The 15,317-nt window shown below is 29.9% G+C and carries 17 protein-coding genes, 3 tRNA genes, 1 other RNA gene and 2 other annotated features; of the genes, 1 reads left to right on the forward strand and 20 read right to left on the reverse strand.

Features of this window, described 5'->3' with window-relative positions:
- Window positions 1-354: 354 nt before the first annotated feature.
- Complete coding sequence (locus HBE96_RS15815) at window positions 355-1,290, reverse strand: GNAT family N-acetyltransferase (protein WP_169298705.1); 936 nt, start codon at window positions 1,288-1,290, stop codon at window positions 355-357.
- A 165-nt stretch (window positions 1,291-1,455) separates the two neighbouring features.
- On the opposite strand from HBE96_RS15815, the gene HBE96_RS15820 reads away from it, so the two are divergent.
- A complete protein-coding gene (locus HBE96_RS15820) occupies window positions 1,456-2,631 on the forward strand; it encodes a class I SAM-dependent methyltransferase (protein WP_169298706.1) in 1,176 nt (391 codons plus the stop codon).
- A gap of 39 nt (window positions 2,632-2,670) precedes the next feature.
- Here the strand turns inward: HBE96_RS15820 and serC are convergent, their stop codons facing one another.
- The 19 genes from serC to HBE96_RS15915 all read right to left on the reverse strand — a co-directional run bounded on the left by serC (window position 2,671) and on the right by HBE96_RS15915 (window position 15,289).
- Window positions 2,671-3,753: a 3-phosphoserine/phosphohydroxythreonine transaminase gene (gene serC, locus HBE96_RS15825; RefSeq protein ID WP_169298707.1), complete on the reverse strand. Its 1,083-nt coding sequence runs from the start codon at window positions 3,751-3,753 to the stop codon at window positions 2,671-2,673.
- A 17-nt stretch (window positions 3,754-3,770) separates the two neighbouring features.
- A complete protein-coding gene (locus HBE96_RS15830; RefSeq protein WP_169298708.1) occupies window positions 3,771-5,018 on the reverse strand; it encodes a DUF1015 domain-containing protein in 1,248 nt (415 codons plus the stop codon).
- 18 nt (window positions 5,019-5,036) lie between these two features.
- Window positions 5,037-5,966, reverse strand: a complete 930-nt coding sequence (locus tag HBE96_RS15835; RefSeq protein ID WP_169298709.1) for a D-2-hydroxyacid dehydrogenase — start codon at window positions 5,964-5,966, stop codon at window positions 5,037-5,039.
- Window positions 5,967-6,180: 214 nt separating this feature from the next.
- Window positions 6,181-6,381: a binding site (T-box leader), on the reverse strand.
- Between the two features lie 43 nt (window positions 6,382-6,424).
- Window positions 6,425-6,625 (reverse strand) — a binding site (T-box leader).
- A 74-nt stretch (window positions 6,626-6,699) separates the two neighbouring features.
- Window positions 6,700-6,885 (reverse strand): hypothetical protein, encoded by a 186-nt coding sequence (locus HBE96_RS15840; protein WP_169298710.1) that lies wholly within the window; start codon window positions 6,883-6,885, stop codon window positions 6,700-6,702.
- 169 nt (window positions 6,886-7,054) lie between these two features.
- The gene (locus HBE96_RS15845; protein ID WP_169298711.1) at window positions 7,055-7,210 is read right to left on the reverse strand and encodes a hypothetical protein; all 156 of its coding nucleotides are present in this window, start codon (window positions 7,208-7,210) and stop codon (window positions 7,055-7,057) included.
- Entirely contained in the window at window positions 7,201-7,983 is a 783-nt protein-coding gene (locus tag HBE96_RS15850) for an EFR1 family ferrodoxin (RefSeq protein WP_169298712.1), read from the reverse strand. The genes HBE96_RS15845 and HBE96_RS15850 overlap by 10 nt, the downstream gene beginning before the upstream one ends.
- A gap of 148 nt (window positions 7,984-8,131) precedes the next feature.
- Entirely contained in the window at window positions 8,132-8,818 is a 687-nt protein-coding gene (locus tag HBE96_RS15855; protein ID WP_169298713.1) for a beta/alpha barrel domain-containing protein, read from the reverse strand.
- A gap of 78 nt (window positions 8,819-8,896) precedes the next feature.
- Window positions 8,897-9,436: an NAD(+) diphosphatase gene (locus tag HBE96_RS15860; RefSeq protein ID WP_169298714.1), complete on the reverse strand. Its 540-nt coding sequence runs from the start codon at window positions 9,434-9,436 to the stop codon at window positions 8,897-8,899.
- Between the two features lie 116 nt (window positions 9,437-9,552).
- On the reverse strand, window positions 9,553-10,245 hold the full coding sequence (sfsA, locus tag HBE96_RS15865) for a DNA/RNA nuclease SfsA (protein ID WP_169298715.1): 693 nt from the start codon (window positions 10,243-10,245) through the stop codon (window positions 9,553-9,555).
- Between the two features lie 177 nt (window positions 10,246-10,422).
- Entirely contained in the window at window positions 10,423-10,683 is a 261-nt protein-coding gene (locus tag HBE96_RS15870; protein WP_169298716.1) for a pro-sigmaK processing inhibitor BofA family protein, read from the reverse strand.
- Between the two features lie 122 nt (window positions 10,684-10,805).
- Window positions 10,806-11,078, reverse strand: coding sequence for a YaaL family protein (locus tag HBE96_RS15875; RefSeq protein ID WP_169298717.1), 273 nt, complete (start codon window positions 11,076-11,078; stop codon window positions 10,806-10,808).
- 60 nt (window positions 11,079-11,138) lie between these two features.
- On the reverse strand, window positions 11,139-11,735 hold the full coding sequence (gene recR, locus HBE96_RS15880; protein WP_169298718.1) for a recombination mediator RecR: 597 nt from the start codon (window positions 11,733-11,735) through the stop codon (window positions 11,139-11,141).
- A gap of 53 nt (window positions 11,736-11,788) precedes the next feature.
- Window positions 11,789-12,130 carry a YbaB/EbfC family nucleoid-associated protein gene (locus HBE96_RS15885; protein WP_169298719.1) on the reverse strand — a complete coding sequence of 114 codons (342 nt, stop codon included), beginning with the start codon at window positions 12,128-12,130 and terminating at the stop codon, window positions 11,789-11,791.
- A gap of 56 nt (window positions 12,131-12,186) precedes the next feature.
- The gene (gene dnaX, locus HBE96_RS15890; RefSeq protein WP_169298720.1) at window positions 12,187-13,827 is read right to left on the reverse strand and encodes a DNA polymerase III subunit gamma/tau; all 1,641 of its coding nucleotides are present in this window, start codon (window positions 13,825-13,827) and stop codon (window positions 12,187-12,189) included.
- 96 nt (window positions 13,828-13,923) lie between these two features.
- Window positions 13,924-14,189, reverse strand: an RNA gene (ffs, locus tag HBE96_RS15895) — signal recognition particle sRNA large type.
- A gap of 11 nt (window positions 14,190-14,200) precedes the next feature.
- Window positions 14,201-14,290: transfer RNA gene (locus HBE96_RS15900), tRNA-Ser, on the reverse strand.
- A 180-nt stretch (window positions 14,291-14,470) separates the two neighbouring features.
- Window positions 14,471-14,562, reverse strand: a tRNA-Ser gene (locus HBE96_RS15905).
- A gap of 6 nt (window positions 14,563-14,568) precedes the next feature.
- Window positions 14,569-15,006 (reverse strand): nucleoside deaminase, encoded by a 438-nt coding sequence (locus HBE96_RS15910; RefSeq protein ID WP_169298721.1) that lies wholly within the window; start codon window positions 15,004-15,006, stop codon window positions 14,569-14,571.
- A gap of 206 nt (window positions 15,007-15,212) precedes the next feature.
- Window positions 15,213-15,289: transfer RNA gene (locus HBE96_RS15915), tRNA-Arg, on the reverse strand.
- Window positions 15,290-15,317 lie beyond the last annotated feature (28 nt).

Raw genomic sequence — 15,317 nt, forward strand, 5'->3', positions numbered from 1 at the left:
ACTTTCACTCTGTTTAATTTTCAAGGATCTTGTCGCATCTCAGCGACTTTTATATCTTATCATGTTTACTTAATCTTGTCAAGAACTTTTTTTAAGTTCTTTTTATTAAGCTTGCTGCATTCACACAGCTTTAACATAATACCATGTTACTTAAGAACTTGTCAACACATTTTTTTATGTTTCTTTTCTAAGTAACTATCCGCTCTCTCAAGCGACATGTGTTATTGTATCATAAAACTTAGCCTCTGTAATTAACAACTATAGTGCTCGTCCTATTTATTTTGTAATTACTCCATTTTACGCACTATATACTTACTTTTTCACTTGTTGATACACAAGGATCGGTTTATGCTTCTATTCTACATTATAAAAGATTATATGATCTCTCCATTGTCCATTAATAAACAAATACTTTTTACTTATACCAAGCTCTTTAAATCCACAAGCTCTAAGTACCCTTTGTGATTTTTCATTATCTACTAATGTAGATGCTTCCAATCTATGTACTCCTACTTCATTAAATGCATATTTACATACAAGTCTCAAAGCTTCTTTCATATATCCTTTTCCTTGTTCATCTTCATCTATTGAATAACCTACAAATGCATTTTTAAACACCCCCATAACTATATTTGATATTTGTATTTTTCCTATAAGCCCTTCATTTTTATAAATACCAAAATTCACACTATCTCCATTTAAAAATTGCTTATATGATTCAATTAGATTTCTTTTTTGTATAGGAAGTGTATAAAAACTTTCTTCTCTTTCTGGTTCAAAAGGCTTTAAATATTCTTTGTTTTTTACATAATACTTAAATACATCTTCTGCGTCATTAGGGGTTAATACTGACACATCTATATTACTCCCTCTTATTTCTAGTTCTCTTTGCCTATGCCCATTCTTAAAAACATCAAAATCAGTTCCAAACAAAATTTCATCTTTACGATCACTGTTAGAAATTACACTATCTGAAATTACTCCTTCTAATTTAAATCCCAAATCTGTAAAAGCCATTATGTTTATTTCCTCATCAGCTATAACATTAACTTTGTACACATTCATATTTTTAAACAAAGATCTTAAAAACGTTTCTAAAGATTCCTTTAGTAGTTCATAACTTGACATACCGGATTTATAAAATTTAATTCTAAGACTACAATATCTATCCTTATCTGAAAGCTCGATTATAAATACTCTGCCTACTGTTATTCCATTTATATCTCGTATTATATACTCATTTTTACTTCCTTTAACTAAGTCCACAGTAACATACTGTCCCTTTAACATACTAACCTCTCCTATTTTTAACCTGAACTTATTAATAATTTATGCTTATGTAAATTACCAATAATATTATAGCATATAATATTAGGTTAAAAATATTGATAATTAGAGTTTATATGTTTATATTATTTATATGATTGAAATAGATAGATTAAGGATGTGTTTTTAATGAATAAACAAAGTATAGCTAAGTTGAACTTATTTTTAATAGGATTAAGTAGTAGATTTGATGACAATAGCAGTATATTTAAAAGTATAAATGTTATATATAAAACTGGTTTAAAAAACTTTAAGGGTACTGGACAATATGATAATGGAAATATTAAATTCAATTTTAATGGTATAACTAACACTATATCAATAAGTGAGCTACTAGAAATCATTTGCAATGAAGCTTTAAATTATGATAGTTTAACTTTAACCTATAGTGAAAGAGGCACTGACATATTAATAGAAGCAGATAACAAAAATGTAAAAATGAAAAACATAGAAGTAAAAGATGAATCACCAAAGGAATCTACTTCTTATGAGTTTAATGAAACTTCAACTTTATTAAATAGAAATTATTACATAAAAGTTGGAAAGGCAGATAACTTATTAAAAAAAATCGGCATAATGTCTGACAATGGCAAAATAAAGAACGATAAAATAAGAAAATATAATCAAATAGATCATTACGTAGAATTATTTGATGAGATGCTCACCAAATTACCTAGAAACAAAGTTATAAACATACTTGATTGTGGATGTGGCAAATCTTACTTAAGCTTTGTATTAAATTATTATTTAACAGAAGTAAAAAAAATAAAGTGCCACTTTATAGGACTTGATTATAAAGAAAGTGTAATAGAAACCTCTAAAAAAATGGCTGATAATTTAGGTTATAGAAATATGGACTTTTTTGCAATAGATATTAAGGATTATGTGCCAAAAAATAAAATAAATATAGTTATGTCTCTTCATGCATGTGATACCGCTACAGACATGGCCTTAGCTACTGGAATAAAATTAAATTCCGATGCTATAATTGCAGTTCCTTGCTGTCAGAAAGAACTTCTAGGTCAATATAAATACGAACCTTTTAAAAACATATTAAAATACGGTGTATTAAAATCCCGAATGGCTGACATTTTAACTGATGGTATGAGATCTTTAATGCTTGAAGCTAGGGGTTATGATGTTTCTGTAGTAGAATATATTTCTCCACTTGAAACACCTAAAAATATTATGATAAGAGCATTAAAGACTAAAGAAGAAAATGAAGATTTAATGAGTGAATATTTTAATCTTATGTCAATCTTAAATGTATATCCTTCACTATATGGCTTTTTAAATGAATGGTAAAAGTAAAAAGGGGTAATTTTACCCCTTCCACAAAACTGTCTATTTATTTTCTGATTCAAACTTCTTCATAAATTCTACTAAAGCCTTAACACCTTCCATTGGCATAGCATTATATATACTTGCTCTCATACCACCAACAGTTCTGTGTCCCTTTAAGTTATCAAATCCAGCTGCTTTAGCTTCTTTTACAAATTTAGCGTCTAATTCAGCTGAAGCAGTTACAAAAGGTACATTCATCAATGAACGATCTTTCTTTTCAACTGTTCCCTTGAACATATCGCTTGAATCAAGATAATCATATAATATAGTAGCTTTTTCTTCATTTCTCTTCTTCATTGCTTCTAAGCCACCTAATTTTTGAACAAGCTTAAATACCTTACCACATATGTATATTCCATATGCTGGTGGTGTATTATACAATGATTTATTATCTGCATGAATTTTATATCTAAGCATAGTTGGAGTACCAGGTAATACATCATCTGTAAGTAAATCTTCACGAATTATTACTACAACAACCCCTGCAGGCCCTATATTTTTTTGAACTCCAGCAAAAATAAGCCCATATTTAGTTACATCTACAGGTTCTGATAGTATATCTGAAGACATATCAGCTACTAATATTTTGTCACCTGTTTCAGGAATATCATTATATTTAAGTCCATGTACTGTTTCATTATGGCATATATAAACATAATCTGCATCATCAGAAATCTTTAAATTCTTTAAATCTGGTAAATACGTAAAATTCTTATCTTCTGAAGAAGCTATAACATTAACCTTTCCATACATCTTTGCTTCTGCTATTGCTTTTTTAGACCATTGACCTGTTTTAATGTAATCAGCAACTTTATTTTTCATTAAATTCATAGGAATCATGGCAAATTGCTGAGATCCTCCACCTTGTAAAAATAATACCTTATAGTTATCTGGAATGTTCATTATATCTCTTAATGTTTTTTCCGCATCAACAATTATTTCCTCAAAAGCCTTAGAACGATGGCTCATCTCCATAACTGACATACCAGTACCCTTATAATCTAACATTTCTGCTGCTGCTTCTTTAAGCACTTCCTCTGGTAATGTAGCTGGTCCTGCTGCAAAATTATATACTCTTAACATTTTAAATAGCCCCCTCTTTATTTTAACTTATGAATAAATATTCCGCTTCTTAATTTAGGTTCAAACCAAGTTGACTTTGGAGGCATAACCTCTCCTGCATCTGCAACGTCTAATAATTCTTCCATTGAAGGTGGATACATAGCAAAAGCTACACCCTCAGCTTGCTCTGCTACTCTTCGCTCCAGCTCTTTAAGCCCCCTAATACCACCTACAAAATCTATTCTATCATCTGTTCTTGGGTCCTTAATACCTAAAATTGGTTCTAGTAAATTTTTTTGAAGAATATATACATCCAATCTTTTAACAATATCAAGATCATTATAAGTACCTTCTTTAGCTTCAAGCTTATACCACTTTCCATCAAGATACATTCCATAATTATGATTACACTCTGGTTTATATTGTCCATCTTCTTCATATATACTTACATTAAATTTTTCTGAAACTTTATCCATATATTCTTCATTAGTAAAACCATTAAGTTCCTTAACAACTCTATTGTAATCCATTATATTCAAATCAGAATCTGGGAAAAGCACTGATAAAAAGAAATTAAATTCTTCATCACCTTTATAATTTGGATTTTCCTTTCTTCTCTTCAACCCTACTTTTATAGCAGATGCTGCTCTATGATGTCCGTCCGCTATATATAAACTATCTATTCTACTGAATATATTAGCTATATTATCAGTATCATTCTTATCATTTACAATCCATACTATATGCTCTACTCCATCTTCCGCTGTAAACTTATATAAAGGTTCTTTTTGAGTCCAGGTATTTATTATATTATTAACTTCATCATTATATCTATAAGTTAAAAAAATAGGACCAGTATTCGCATCACAAACATCTACATGATTGATTCTGTCATTTTCTTTATCCTGCCTGGTATGTTCATGTTTCTTCACTACATTATTTATATAATCATCTATAGAAACGCAACCAACTATGCCAGTTTGTGCTTTTCCGTTCATTATGAGTTTATAAATATAAAAGCAAGCTTGTTCATCTTGTATTAATGTTCCTTTATTAATCATATCATTAAGATTTTCTTTTGCTTTTTCATATACCTTTTTATCATAAGGATTCGTATTATCTGGTAAATCAATTTCTGCTCTGTCTATGTGTAAAAAAGAATATTCATTACCTTCCGCCATTTTTTTTGCCTCTTCCCTATTCATAACATCATAAGGAAGTGCAGCAACCCTAGCTGCTAATTCTTTTGTAGGTCTTACTGCTTTAAAAGGGTTTAAAACTGCCATTTCACTTCTCTCCTCTCTTTATGCATTAACAGCATTATCATATTCAAAAGTTTCTTCAATTATATTTACTATTTCATTTCCTATTCTTTTCTGAGCCTCCTCTGTTGATCCTCCTATATGAGGAGTTACACAAACCCTAGGATTATTAATTAATTCTGGATTTGGATTCGGTTCATTTTCAAATACATCAATTCCAGCTCCTGCTACTTTTCCAAAATCCAAAGCTTTAACTAAGGCGTTCTCATCTACCACTCCACCTCTGGCACAGTTTATTATATATACGCCATCTTTCATTAATTTAAATTCTTCTTCTCCTATAACAGCACCATCTTCCTTATTAAACGGAACATGGAGTGATATAAAATCTACCTTTTTTAGTAAGTTATCTAATGTATGAAATTGATATCTATCATATCCCTTAGCTTTACCTAACTTATCTGTATAAATTATTTTCATGCCCAAAGCTTCTGCTCTTTTAGCAACTTCTTTTGCTATTCTTCCAAAGCCTATAATTCCTAATGTTTTACCACATAACTCAATACCCTTATATTTCTTTTTTTCCCATTTACCTTCTCTTATTGTAATATTAGCTATATTTATATACCTTGTCAAAGCAAACATATGACCAATAGCAAGTTCTGCCACTGATGCACTGCTTGCATTAGGTGTATTTCTAACTTCAATACCATTTTTTCTAGCATATTCTACATCAATGTTATCTACCCCAACGCCTCCACGAATTATAAGCTTTAATTCTCCACCTTTAGCTGCATCTATTAATGGTTTTCTAACTTTAGTTGCTGACCTTACTACCATTACATCAAAATCTTTTATTTTTTCTTTTAGTTCCTCTTCTTCATAATGTTTATCTATAACCTCAAAACCATCATTTCTTAATTTTTCTATAGCCTCTTTTTCCATTCCATCACAAACTAATATTCTTATCATTTAAAAAGCCCCCTTTTTATTCATTCCTTCTTGAAATTTTAATATTTCATCTAAACCTTAGTTTACTTCTGCCTATACTTAAACAAATAATTTCTTACACACTTTATACCTCCAATATATTTAACTTTACAACTGTACATTAATAAAGCACTATAGGTGTGCTGTTGTGCATTGATGAAGTTTTCAATGTAAACAAAAAGAGTCAATTCATCCACATAGGGACGATTGACTCGCGTTGCCACCCTCATTAGCCATATACAAAATATGACTCACTCAATTCAAAATAACGGTTTTGCCGTATTACTCATCGTAATAATCCTCCAAGGCGGATTCACAAAATAATAGGTATCAGTTCTCACCATCCACTGACTCTCTTAACCTTTATTAATGCTACTATTCTTATCATTGGACATATTTAATTTTAATTACTTATAAAATAAAAAGAGCCAATTCATCCACATAGGGACGATTGACTCGCGTTGCCACCCTCATTAGCCATATATAAAATATAACTCACTCACTTTATATAACGGTTTTTACCGTATTACTCATCGTAATAATCCTCCAAGGTGGATTCACAAAAGCTAAGCTATCAGTTCTCACCATCCACTGACTCTCTTCAACTAACTTTATGCTACTATTCTCTTCATGGGATAAATTTATTTTATTTAGTAATTGTTTTAATTATAATTACATTATTAAACTTTGTCAACATATATTTTGAATTTTTTTATTAATTTATTTTTACTACTTCATCAATTTTTTCAAATAAGTTTTTACTACAGGCTCCATCTTTATAGTTTATACAATAATTGCAATTCTCAGACATATAACTCATGTTTAAAATTTTTATATGATCTTTAGTCTCATATTCTGTACAATTCTGTGCTACTAACATCTTATCTTCTAAAGAAACCATAATTCACTCTCCAAAATAAAAATATAGCTTTACAAATCTAACTTATTACAGCATTATTATTACCCTAATAAAAAAATATAATTACAAAAATAAAAAAATAATTAAAACTAAATAATTTTTTATAAAGAAAAAGAGCTCCTATAAAACTAATTTTATAAAAGCTCTTTTATTAATTCAAAACAGATTCCGTTTCAGTACAGTATCTGGTAATTAAACATTTCCCCAAATTTCTTGGACATTTTTTGCACATGCAATCTTGTGCTTTTCCTTCACAACCTTTACCAAACTCAGGGCATACTTTACAGTTATTATCTATTACTGACATTTAATTACCCCCTTGACTCTTTCTTTTTGTATTTGCTCTATTTTTTTTCCTTTGTATCTTACAACATTCACAGGACATATATAAATACATCTTAAGCATAACATACATTTGCTGTGAAAAACCGGTTTTCCATCCTCAAAAGTTATATTGCTTTTAGGGCAATTTGTAAGACAAAGCCCACACTTTGTACATTCTGATGTAACAGTAATATTTTTTGAAATTCTAGGAATTACTCTTCTAAAAGAATTGCCGCATAATTTTCCTAACTTTATTCTTATGAAAGAATTTTGTCTTTTTAGCTTATTATTTTCTATAAAGTTTTGAACTGTTTTTTTTACCCTATCTTCTGCATCAGTTAAAATTTTTTCGTATTCATTAACATTGGGCTCTTTATTCAACAAAAAATAATAATTATTAGGCATTTTTATAGATTCTTCAATTAAAACATTATATCCTTTAACTTTTAATTTTTCAGCAATTATAGATGCTGCTGATGATGATTTTCCCCCTTGAGTAACATATACAATTGTCTTTAATTTTTTTGTACTCTTAGGGAACTTTTTTAAAAAGTCATCTACTATTTTGGGTTCTATATCTGCATAAACAGAAGAACCTATTATTAAAAAATCAAATTCTTTAATCTTAACTTCTTCAATCTTTTCAATGTTTAGTAGATGTAAATCTACTTTGTTATTATTAAAATATTTTTTAAATATGTCCGCTGCCCATTTAGTATTGCCTGTACCACTAAAATAATATAATACACCTTTCATAATAAAACTCCATACATTCACTTCTTATGAATAACACTTATACACTATATAATTTTCCTTATGAAATTATATACTCTATTTATATGAATGTCAAATTTTAGAAACAAACTACTATATAACTAGCTTAACTGGCTATGCAAAATATTGATTATTCATTTGTTTGTTCTTTTGCATATTTCTCCCTATACCCAATCATTATTTCACTTAATATATCAGCAGCAGTAGGAGGCGTAAATGTAATTGCATTAGCCCCAGCTTCAATAGTTTGCCTTATACTTTCTTCTGTTGGTCCGCCTGTTGCTATTATTGGGAAATTAGGATACCTCTCTCTTATTTTCCTTACAATATGAGCAGTTCGCTTAGCTCCTGATATATTTAAAATAGTAGCTCCTGCCTCTATTCTTCCTGCAATATTCTCGTGCTCGGATACTATTGAAACTATTATTGGTATATCAATAGTATCTCTCATTTGAGTTATTACCTCATTAGGTGTAGGACTGTTTACTACAACTCCCATAGCTCCTTTAAATTCAGCATCTAAAGCTAAGTTTACAATTCTTTTACCTGTAGTAATTCCTCCACCTACTCCACAAAAAACTGGAATATCAGCTGACATAACAATTGCTTCTGTTATTAATGGTTGAGGTGTAAATGGATATACTGCAATAACTGCATCTGCATTAGTATTTTTTATAACTGCAACATCTGTACTAAATATGAAAGATTTTAGCCTTTTTCCAAATATCCTTATACCACTCGCTTCTCTAATAACATCAGGTAAATGAATCATATGTCTTCTTAGTATACCCTTAATTTCAGGCACGTACTTTCCCATACCAAATCCCCCCTTTTACTTTTTTAAATTAATTATACCTCTTATTATCATGTATAAAAGTTATATTATTTTAAACTTTTATGCATTGCTATTATCACTTTCACATCTATATGCCTTTTCTCCATTATACCCTATTTCTTTTAGTACCTTTTTTACTATTTTTTTACCTATTTTATCTTCATTCATTTCACACAATGCATCTTCAATATTGCTCCAATCTACCCATTCTACTTCAGGAGATTTATTTATTTCTCCACTCTCATACTCTGCCATAAAGGTAAGCATTATTATTTCCTTTGATTCTAAACATTCACTTCCTAAATATTTTAAGTTTTTTATTTTTAATCCCGCTTCTTCCAAAACCTCTCTATGAACTGTTTCTTCTACAGTTTCACCATTATTAACATATCCAGATAACAGCACTTTAGAATCTTTAAATATATAGCTTTGTTTTAATAATAATATTTTATCACCTTTTAATATAGCTACTATAATACAAGGTTTGGGTGTATCAAAATACATAATATTATCTACTGGACAAAATGGAACTTTTCCTTCATCCCAGCTATATTTTTCTTCAAGCTTTGTTCCGCAAATTGGACAATATTTAAACTTCATGCAAACACCACTCCTATAAGAGCAGCTTCACCTCCTTTGCTTAAAACTAACTTATGTTTTTATTTATAATTATATTATAAATTTATATAGCATCCTATTCAATCACAATATTAAAATTACAGTACAACTGGTATTGATTGATCTAAAGTTATAAAATTTTCACCAACTTTACAGTTATAAGCCATTACATGAACCCCTTTTTTATGTGCAAACCTTAAAGCATTTGCAAAATCCATATCCATTTCATCATACGGTGTAAAATATTTAACATTTTCCATTTGAATTAAAAATATTACTGCCGCTTCCTTATTAGACTTTTTTACTTCAACAAGCTCTAACAAATGTTTTTTTCCTCTCTCTGTAGGTGCATCTGGAAACATAGTTTTTCCATTTTCCTCTAAGGTTACTCCTTTAACTTCAACATAACATTCATTTTGTAATTCATCTTCAATTTTAAAATCAAACCTGCTGTTTCCAAAAGTTTTTTCTCTCTGCACTTTATTGTATTTATTAAGTAGTTTTATTTTTTTGTTATTCAAAGCTTCTTCTACTACCTTATTAGGTATTTGTGAATCTATGTTTATTAGTGTACCTTCCTTATAGGCTGCAATCAAATCAAACTTTGTCTTTCTATTAGGATTAGTTTCTTCTCTAAGTATTACAGTACACCCCGGTATTAAAATTTCTCTACACCTTCCTGTATTAGGAACATGAACCATAGTTTCTACTCCATTTATCTTTACATAAGCTTGAAATCTATTAGGTCTTCTTATAAATTCTGACCTTATAATATTTTTATTAATAATCAATTTACCATCTCCAAAACTTAAAATTTATACACATGTTCTTAAAACTTATCCACAAATATAATGTTTTTATTAGTTTTTTGTGGATTAATATATTTTATTGTATTCATATTTATAAATGTATTTATAAAAATAGCAACTAAATTAATAGATCTCTAATAATTTAGCTGCTTTATGTTTCTATAAAAATAATTTGAAAATAACAAGAAATATAACCCCTGGTATTCCAAAAAATCCTGCAATAAGTGCTGTTACAGCATTTATTCCTATATAAAAATTAAAATAACTTCCTATGATATTAACTATTATAAGTAATACTGCTCCAAGTAATGCATTAACCACTAATTTAATTAATATTTTTAAAGGCCAAGAAAATATTTTAACTAATATGTACAAACACAAAATAGAAACTAAGAAATATCCTATATATTGAAACTCCATATACTCCCCCTCCTATATTAATAATGATATTACTAATATTAAATTTATATTCTACTATTATAGAAGTATTAATAAAAAAAGAAAAGTAAAAACTTAAAAGTCTTTACTTTTTATTATTGTAATCAACCTGCCTTTACTTCTTCAAATAAATCTCTTGAAACAACTTTTAAATTACTTTTTTTAGCTTCATTTAACAAATAGGTATATTTTGCTTTTGCTGCTTCTTCCATATATATAGCATAATCTACAAGTACAGGATCATTAACCATTTCAAAATACAGTCTTGCATTTTTTAAATCTTCTCTTGCCTTATCTATTTCATTTAACAATCGTTTTTGCTCTTTATTATATATAGCATTTCCTGTTATATACCTAAGTATTTCTTTTTTATTCATAATAACCTCCTATTCTATGTAGTATTCATAATACTTGACATAAAATAGGTTTAATATTCACTATATCTCTGTTCTGCCTTCTATAGCCTTAGATAAAGTAACTTCATCCGCATATTCAAGGTCTCCTCCTATAGGAATACCATGAGCTATTCTAGTTACCTTAACATCTAGTGGCTTTAATATTTTTGATATATACATAGCAGTAGCTTCTCCTTCAATATTAGGATTTGTAGCTACTATTACTTCTTTTACTTCTCCATTTATTCTTCTAATAAGTTCTTTTAACTTTATATCTTCAGGACCTCTTCCCGCCATAGGAGATATGTTGCCATGAAGCACATGATATACTCCATTAAAATCCTTAACCTTTTCTATTGCCATAATATCTTTGGGCTGCTCCACAACACATATAATACTCTTATCTCTATTTGGATTAGAGCATATAGCACAAGGATCTTTATCTGTAAAATTACCGCAGGTAGAACAATACTTTATTGTTCCTCTAGCTTTAACTAAAGCTTCTGCAAATTCTCTAACTTCCTCTGCTGGCAAATTCAAAACATGAATCGTAAGCCTTTGAGCTGTCTTATATCCTATGCCTGGCAGTTTTGCAAACTCTTCTATAAGTTTTTCTATTACAACTGGATAAAAATCCACTTTCTTCACCCCAATTTAAAACCCCACCTTATAAAGATGGGGTTTTCATATTTTTAGAACATTCCCGGCATGTTCAATCCACCTGTTAACTTTTTCATCTCTGAAGCAGATTCTTCTTCTGCTTTTTTTAATGCCTCATTACATGCAGCTAAAACTAAATCTTGAAGCATTTCTACATCATCAGGATCTACAACTTCAGGTTTTATTTTTATATCAGTTATTTGTTTTTTACCATTTGCTACAGCAATTACTGCTCCACCGCCAACGGTTGCTTCAAATTCCTTATTTTCAAGATCACCTTGCATATCTGCCATTTGCTTTTGAAGCTTCTGTGCCTGTTTCATTAAGTTGTTCATATTTCCTCCACCAAAGTTAGGAAATCCACCTTTTGCCATAATCAATTCCTCCTTAATTTGCTTTACCTATTCTCAATTATATCATATTTTTTTACTTATTCATCAATTATTTGTACTATATCTTCTCCAAAAGTATCTTTAAGTACTTGTTCTGGAGATTCAATTATGCCTTCAACATTTTCATAATCTATATGATACTGTACTTTTACTTTTTCCTTCAATATTTCAGAAAATACAGCATCTACAATTTTTCTATTCTCATCTTTTTCTAACCTTTTCTTATTAAAGGAATAATCCTTCTCATATTTTATAGTTATTATTCCCTTATCACAACTATCAATTTCTCCTGTAGTTAAAGCTGCAAATAAAACCATATGTCGTTTACTTTTAAAAGCTTCCAATATATCTTTCCAATTTCTTTTTACTATATCCAAGGTAAGTTTTGAATAGATATTTTGTTCTAGATGCTGCATTACTTCTTTACCATTATCCGTTTTGTTTACACTGACTTTTTTATTTATATTTTGCTTTACTTCACCTTTTGTCGTTTTAGGAGTAACCTTTTCATAAGAAACTTTTATTTCACCTTCTCTTAATGCTTCTTCAAGTCTATTTAGTCTTGCAAGTATAACTTCCTTTGAAGTGTCATACTCTATCTTGCACATTTTTATAACCGCAAGTTCTAAATATATTCTACTTTGTTTGGTCCATTTTGACTGATCTTCAGCATCTTGAAGTATTCTTATATTTCTCATAATTTCTTCTGATTTTACTTTTTTAGACTGCTCTTTTAAAAGCTCTATATTTTCTTCAGACATATCCAACATTTCTTCAGGTTCTTTGGATACCTTCACCATTAAAAGATTTCTTAAATGTGTTATCATGTCTCTAATAAAATTATAAATATCTTTACCACTTAAAACTATATCATCAATTACTTTCATAGATGATTCTATATTCTTCTCTATTATACTATCTGCAAGCCTTATCATGTTCTCATTGGTAACTAGTCCAAGCATATTTACAACTGATTGATAATCTACTTTTCCTCCACCCATAGATATTGCTTGATCTAATATACTTAAAGCATCTCTCATAGCTCCATCACTCATTCTAGCTATTAAGTTTAAACTTTTATCATCAGCAAAAATGCCCTGTTCTTTAACTATGTCTCTCATTCTGTTAAATATATCTGAACTTTTTATTCTTCTAAAGTCAAACTTTTGACACCTAGAAAGTATAGTAACAGGAAGCTTTTGTGGATCTGTTGTAGCAAGTATAAATATAACATTTGAAGGCGGCTCTTCTAAAGTTTTTAAAAAAGCATTTACTGCTTCAGGTGTAAGCATATGGACCTCATCCATTATATATACTTTGTATTTACCTTCTTGAGGTGGATATTTTACATTTTCTATAACATCTTTTATGTCCTCTAAACGCCTTTTAGATGCCGCATCCATTTCTATAACATCAATAGAAAGTCCAGAATTTATCTTTTTACACATATCGCATTCATTACAAGGTTCTCCATCTTTTAAATCTGTACAATTTACTGCCTTTGCTAAAATTTTAGCTGTAGACGTTTTTCCTGTACCTCTTGTGCCTGAAAAAAGATATGCATGGGCTATTCTATTATTTCTTATTTGGTTTTTTAATGTAACAGTTATATGTTTCTGTCCTACAACTTCTTCAAAAGTTCTAGGTCTCCATTCTCTATACAGTGCAGTGTAAGCCACTTAAATCACCTTCTCTTAACTTTTTAACTAATTAATAATTAATATAATAAAAAAAGATACCCATTATGGTATCTCTTATTCAAGTCATTATTAAAGTCGTGCACCTCGCTTCGTCTGATAAAATATGAGCGTTACCCATACAGTTAACTCAAACCAGGTTTTTCCACGGCACACGGAAATGATCACTTACCGCTGCTTCCTTCCGGACCTGACGGGGTTCATGAGTTTCCGTTGCGTGGGACCCAATTCTCAACGCCACTTTTATGGGCCAGACCCCACATTTTATAGCCTAAGCGAGGAATTCAATCCTGCTGTAGCGGATTGCAGGTTACAGGGCACCGCTATCTCCCCATCTAGCACGACAAAGATTAAATGGCGGAGAAAGGGGGATTCGAACCCCCGGTAGAGTTTCCCCTACACACGCTTTCCAGGCGTGCTCCTTAAACCACTCGGACATCTCTCCATAAATTGATTTACTCATGAAAACTATTAAATTGTAATGTTATCACATCTAATACATTATGAGAACAAACATTATTATACTATGAATTTTTATATAATTCAATACTTTTATTAAAACTTATTCATCCTATATTTTGAATTTTATCAAAATTTATTACAAAACTAAAAATTTATTACTTTATGGCGGAGAGAGGGGGATTCGAACCCCCGGTACGGTATTAACCGTACAATTGATTTCGAGTCAATCACCTTTGACCACTCGGACATCCCTCCATATATTTATCTTCTTTTTTTAAAGAATTCTTCTAATATACTACTGCATTGTTTATTATAATTCCAATTAATATTAGTCCATCTATTTAAACTATTATTTTGGAGCACATTTATTACGGAACCACAAGCCCCTGTAGTCGGATCAAATGTTCCTATATATAACTTACTTATTCTTGACTGAAGTATAGCTCCTGCACACATTGGACAGGGCTCTAAAGTAACATACATACTGCAATCCTTTAGCCTCCAATTATTACTATACTGCGAAGCCTCTTTTATTGCAAGTATTTCTGCATGAGCTAGTGGATCCTGTAAGGTTTCTCTCAAATTATGAGCTTTAGCTATTATAATATTATCTTTAACTATAACAGCCCCTACAGGTATCTCTCCTAAAATAAGTGATTTTTTAGCTTCTTTTATAGCTTCTTTCATAAAATCCTTCATAGAAATATACCTCTATAATACTACGCTTTTTATTTATCCAAAATATCAAATAAATTATAAAAATACTATAAATTTATTGTTTTAATTACGTATGCAATATATCATGTAGCTTATGGTAAAGTGTTATTTAACCCTTAGAAAAAATGCTAATTATATAATACTTATATAAAAATAAAAGTTTGCAAACTTTTTAGTTTGCAAACTTTTGGTGCGCCCGAGAGGAATCGAACCCCCGGCACGCGGTTTAGGAAACCGCTGCTCTATCCTACTGAGCTACGAGCGCATGTAATATCCTACCCCACTATTTTATT

It is taken from the genome of Clostridium muellerianum, from assembly GCF_012926525.1.
Lineage (GTDB): Bacteria > Bacillota > Clostridia > Clostridiales > Clostridiaceae > Clostridium_AM > Clostridium_AM muellerianum.